Annotated in this window: 2 tRNA genes and 3 rRNA genes; all 5 read left to right on the top strand. The window is 46.4% G+C overall.

Annotation, left to right across the window (positions count from 1 at the left end):
- Positions 1-463 precede the first annotated feature (463 nt).
- A 16S ribosomal RNA gene (locus C1638_RS21980) occupies positions 464-1980 on the top strand.
- Positions 1981-2170: 190 nt separating this feature from the next.
- Positions 2171-2244, top strand: a tRNA-Ile gene (locus C1638_RS21975).
- A gap of 57 nt (positions 2245-2301) precedes the next feature.
- Positions 2302-2375: transfer RNA gene (locus C1638_RS21970), tRNA-Ala, on the top strand.
- Positions 2376-2578: 203 nt separating this feature from the next.
- Positions 2579-5343: ribosomal RNA gene (locus tag C1638_RS21965) — 23S ribosomal RNA — on the top strand.
- Between the two features lie 111 nt (positions 5344-5454).
- Positions 5455-5562: ribosomal RNA gene (rrf, locus tag C1638_RS21960) — 5S ribosomal RNA — on the top strand.
- Together the 16S, 23S and 5S rRNA genes with 2 tRNA genes alongside form the textbook arrangement of a ribosomal RNA operon.
- Positions 5563-5611: the final 49 nt, after the last annotated feature.

Raw genomic sequence — 5611 nt, 5'->3', positions numbered from 1 at the left:
ATTTTATGTTAAATAAGTTTGCGAGTTGTGGTATAAGTTTCTATCTTTGCCCCACTGAAAACGAGAGTACATTCAGTAGCGCAGAAAGCCTTTAGATAGGCGTAAACATAATAGACTACGAAAGAACAGATTAAAAAAAAACTTTCAAATTTTAGGTTATAAAATTTGCGAGATAAAAAAGAGTTTGTATCTTTGCAGTCCCAATAAAATGGGAGCGCAGGAGTAGGATGATTGAGGTTTGTGGGAGAGTTTAGGGTTACTTAAAAAACTTTAAATTTATTTCTTAAAACATTTGGTCATTACAAAATAAAGTTTTACTTTTGCACTCGCAAATACGGAGCAACACTGACAGAGAAGATTGTTTCGTTATAAAGCGAAAGATATAAAGATCATTGACATACAATATAACAACCAAGTAAGGAAAAACTAAAGCGTCAAAACTTTGAGTGAGTCAGACAAACATACAATGGAGAGTTTGATCCTGGCTCAGGATGAACGCTAGCGGGAGGCCTAACACATGCAAGCCGAGCGGTAGAGATTCTTCGGAATCTTGAGAGCGGCGCACGGGTGCGGAACACGTGTGCAACCTGCCTTTATCTGGGGGATAGCCTTTCGAAAGGAAGATTAATACCCCATAATATATTGACTGGCATCAGTTGATATTGAAAACTCCGGTGGATAGAGATGGGCACGCGCAGGATTAGATAGTTGGTGAGGTAACGGCTCACCAAGTCAACGATCCTTAGGGGGCCTGAGAGGGTGATCCCCCACACTGGTACTGAGACACGGACCAGACTCCTACGGGAGGCAGCAGTGAGGAATATTGGACAATGGGTGAGAGCCTGATCCAGCCATCCCGCGTGAAGGACGACGGCCCTATGGGTTGTAAACTTCTTTTGTATAGGGATAAACCTACCCTCGTGAGGGTAGCTGAAGGTACTATACGAATAAGCACCGGCTAACTCCGTGCCAGCAGCCGCGGTAATACGGAGGGTGCAAGCGTTATCCGGATTTATTGGGTTTAAAGGGTCCGTAGGCGGATCTGTAAGTCAGTGGTGAAATCTCACAGCTTAACTGTGAAACTGCCATTGATACTGCAGGTCTTGAGTGTTGTTGAAGTAGCTGGAATAAGTAGTGTAGCGGTGAAATGCATAGATATTACTTAGAACACCAATTGCGAAGGCAGGTTACTAAGCAACAACTGACGCTGATGGACGAAAGCGTGGGGAGCGAACAGGATTAGATACCCTGGTAGTCCACGCCGTAAACGATGCTAACTCGTTTTTGGATTTTCGGATTCAGAGACTAAGCGAAAGTGATAAGTTAGCCACCTGGGGAGTACGTTCGCAAGAATGAAACTCAAAGGAATTGACGGGGGCCCGCACAAGCGGTGGATTATGTGGTTTAATTCGATGATACGCGAGGAACCTTACCAAGGCTTAAATGGGAAATGACAGGTTTAGAAATAGACTTTTCTTCGGACATTTTTCAAGGTGCTGCATGGTTGTCGTCAGCTCGTGCCGTGAGGTGTTAGGTTAAGTCCTGCAACGAGCGCAACCCCTGTCACTAGTTGCCATCATTAAGTTGGGGACTCTAGTGAGACTGCCTACGCAAGTAGAGAGGAAGGTGGGGATGACGTCAAATCATCACGGCCCTTACGCCTTGGGCCACACACGTAATACAATGGCCAGTACAGAGGGCAGCTACACTGCGAAGTGATGCAAATCTCGAAAGCTGGTCTCAGTTCGGATTGGAGTCTGCAACTCGACTCTATGAAGCTGGAATCGCTAGTAATCGCGCATCAGCCATGGCGCGGTGAATACGTTCCCGGGCCTTGTACACACCGCCCGTCAAGCCATGGAAGTCTGGGGTACCTGAAGTCGGTGACCGTAACAGGAGCTGCCTAGGGTAAAACAGGTAACTAGGGCTAAGTCGTAACAAGGTAGCCGTACCGGAAGGTGCGGCTGGAACATCTCATTTTAGAGCGTCGTAAGACGATAAAAAAATTAGTATCGCAAGATACATGCACTTACTTAAAGCAGAAGCTTTAGTTTTTTATTTGGTTGATATATATATATAATAACAAAACCCACTAGAAATTAGTATAGGGAAGAGATTGAGCAAGGGAAGAGAGGATATTACTATTACTTATACCCATAACTCATAACAAAGTCTCGTAGCTCAGCTGGTTAGAGCGCTACACTGATAATGTAGAGGTCGGCAGTTCGAGCCTGCCCGAGACTACTAATTAAAGGGATGTAAAGAGTATAGTTTAGATTATACAGAGTACATACCACTAGAGGGGAATTAGCTCAGCTGGCTAGAGCGCCTGCCTTGCACGCAGGAGGTCAAGGGTTCGACTCCCTTATTCTCCACAGTTTTGGAAGTTTGATTTAAAAGTTACGGATAGAGCCAAAAACAATATCTGTTCATCAGACGGACAAGAAGACATTAAGATCATTGACATTAACGGTAAAGACATCACAAAGAGATAACCGAGCACTTTCGAGTGCCGAGTTTATAAAAATATCGATAAATTTAATTTATCAAAAAATACTGAACTAATATAATTATTAGGAAAGAAATCGTTAAGGGCGTATGGCGGATGCCTAGGCTTTCAGAGGCGAAGAAGGACGTGGTAAGCTGCGAAAAGCTGCGGGGATTGGCACACACGAATTGATCCGCAGATGTCCGAATGGGGCAACCCGGCTGGTTGAAGACCAGTCACTCTAATTTATTAGAGAGCAAACCCGGAGAACTGAAACATCTAAGTACCCGGAGGAAAAGAAATCGAAGAGATTCCGTAAGTAGTGGCGAGCGAAAGCGGATTAGCCCAAAAGCTAATTTATGTTTAATAGAATGTTCTGGAAAGAACAGCCGTAGCGGGTGATAGCCCCGTATATGAAAGGCATATTTAAGTGATAAATGAGTAGGGCGGGACACGTGAAATCCTGTCTGAATATGGGGGGACCATCCTCCAAGGCTAAATACTCCTGAAAGACCGATAGTGAACAAGTACTGTGAAGGAAAGGTGAAAAGCACTTCGAATAGAAGGGTGAAATAGAACCTGAAACCGTACGCCTACAAGCGGTCGGAGCACCTATATGGTGTGACGGCGTGCCTTTTGCATAATGAGCCTACGAGTTAATTTTACTAGCGAGGTTAAGGTATTAAGTACCGGAGCCGGAGCGAAAGCGAGTCTGAATAGGGCGTATAGTTAGTAGGATTAGACGCGAAACCTTGTGATCTACCCATGGGCAGGTTGAAGCTCTGGTAACACAGAGTGGAGGACCGAACCGGTTGACGTTGAAAAGTCTTCGGATGACCTGTGGGTAGGGGTGAAAGGCCAATCAAACTGGGAGATAGCTCGTACTCTCCGAAATGCATTTAGGTGCAGCGTCGTATATAAGTTTATTAGAGGTAGAGCTACTGATTGGATGCGGGGGTTTCACCACCTACCAATTCCTGACAAACTCCGAATGCTAATAAATGTTCTACGGCAGTGAGGGCATGGGTGCTAAGGTCCATGTCCGAGAGGGAAAGAACCCAGACCAACAGCTAAGGTCCCCAAATATATGTTAAGTTGAAGCAACGCGGTTGGACTGCATTGACAGCTAGGATGTTGGCTTGGAAGCAGCCATTCATTTAAAGAGTGCGTAACAGCTCACTAGTCGAGCGGTCCGGCATGGATAATAATCGGGCATAAACATATTACCGAAGCTATGGATTTATACCTTAGGGGTATATCTGGTAGGAGAGCATTCTATTTGCGCCGAAGCAGTACTGTGAGGTATTGTGGAGCGGATAGAAAAGAAAATGTAGGCATAAGTAACGATAAAGCGGGCGAGAAACCCGCTCACCGAAAGACTAAGGTTTCCTCAGCCATGCTAATCAGCTGAGGGTTAGTCGGGACCTAACGCGAACCCGAAAGGGGTAGTGGATGGACAATGGGTTAATATTCCCATACTTGCTCACACTAAAAAGGGGACGGAGTACCGTACCTGCTGGAGACTGACGGAATAGTCAAGGCCTAGCCTTCGGGCGAAGCTGCTGCAGGGAAAGTGCTTCCAAGAAAAGCCGAAGTGAAGCAACCCGTACCAAAACCGACACAGGTAGTCGAGGAGAGAATCCTAAGGTGCTAGAGTGAATCATGGTTAAGGAACTAGGCAAAATAGTCTCGTAACTTCGGGAGAAGAGACGCCATCAGCAATGGTGGCCGCAGTAAAGAGGCCCAGGCGACTGTTTATCAAAAACACAGGACTCTGCAAAATCGAAAGATGCAGTATAGGGTCTGACACCTGCCCGGTGCTGGAAGGTTAAGGAAGGTGCTTAGGGTTAAACCGAAGGCATTGACTGAAGCCCCAGTAAACGGCGGCCGTAACTATAACGGTCCTAAGGTAGCGAAATTCCTTGTCGGGTAAGTTCCGACCTGCACGAATGGTGTAACGATCTGGGCACTGTCTCAACCATGAGCTCTGTGAAATTGTAGTCTCGGTGAAGATGCCGAGTACCCGCAATGGGACGAAAAGACCCTGTGAACCTTTACTATAACTTCGTATTGACTTTGAGTAAGTAATGTGTAGGATAGGTGGGAGGCTTTGAAGCTTGCACGCTAGTGTAGGTGGAGCCAACGTTGAAATACCACCCTTTACTTACTTGGAGCCTAACTTCTGAATGGAAGGACATTGCGTGGTGGGTAGTTTGACTGGGGTGGTCGCCTCCAAAAGAGTAACGGAGGCTTTCAAAGGTACCCTCAGCACGCTTGGTAACCGTGCGTAGAGTGTAATGGCATAAGGGTGCTTGACTGTGAGACCTACAAGTCGATCAGGTGCGAAAGCAGGACATAGTGATCCGGTGGTTCCGTATGGAAGGGCCATCGCTCATAGGATAAAAGGTACTCCGGGGATAACAGGCTAGTCTCCCCCAAGAGCTCACATCGACGGGGAGGTTCGGCACCTCGATGTCGGCTCGTCACATCCTGGGGCTGGAGAAGGTCCCAAGGGTTGGGCTGTTCGCCCATTAAAGTGGCACGCGAGCTGGGTTCAGAACGTCGTGAGACAGTTCGGTCTCTATCTATTGCGGGCGTTAGATGTTTGAGAGGGCTTGATTCTAGTACGAGAGGACCGAATTGAACAAACCTCTGGTGTATCAGTTGTACCGCCAGGTGCACCGCTGAGTAGCTACGTTTGGAAGAGATAAGCACTGAAGGCATATAAGTGCGAAACTCGCCTCAAGATGAGACATCTTTTAAGGGTCGTTGGAGATGACGACGTTGATAGGCTACAGGTGTAAAGACAGTAATGTCATAGCCGAGTAGTACTAATTACCCGTAGATTTATAGCCTAATATGGCGCACGGAAGTGCAGCAAGGTTACCTCTTTGTGAAAGTTTTTATCGATTAAAAACGCTAGGCTGTTCGGTAAATACCAACAGTTCCCAGCTATATACAACCTTTAGGGTGGTTTTAGCGGTGGGGCTCACCTGTTCCCATTCCGAACACAGAAGTTAAGCCCACCAGCGCCGATGGTACTGCTAACGCGGGAGAGTAGGCCGCCGCCAGTTTTTATTTTATTTTTAAAATCCTTTATCATTACGATAAAGGATTTTTTTT

It is taken from the genome of Chryseobacterium oncorhynchi (assembly GCF_002899895.1).
GTDB lineage: Bacteria > Bacteroidota > Bacteroidia > Flavobacteriales > Weeksellaceae > Chryseobacterium > Chryseobacterium oncorhynchi.
This window is presented reverse-complemented; position numbering and strand designations above follow the sequence as displayed.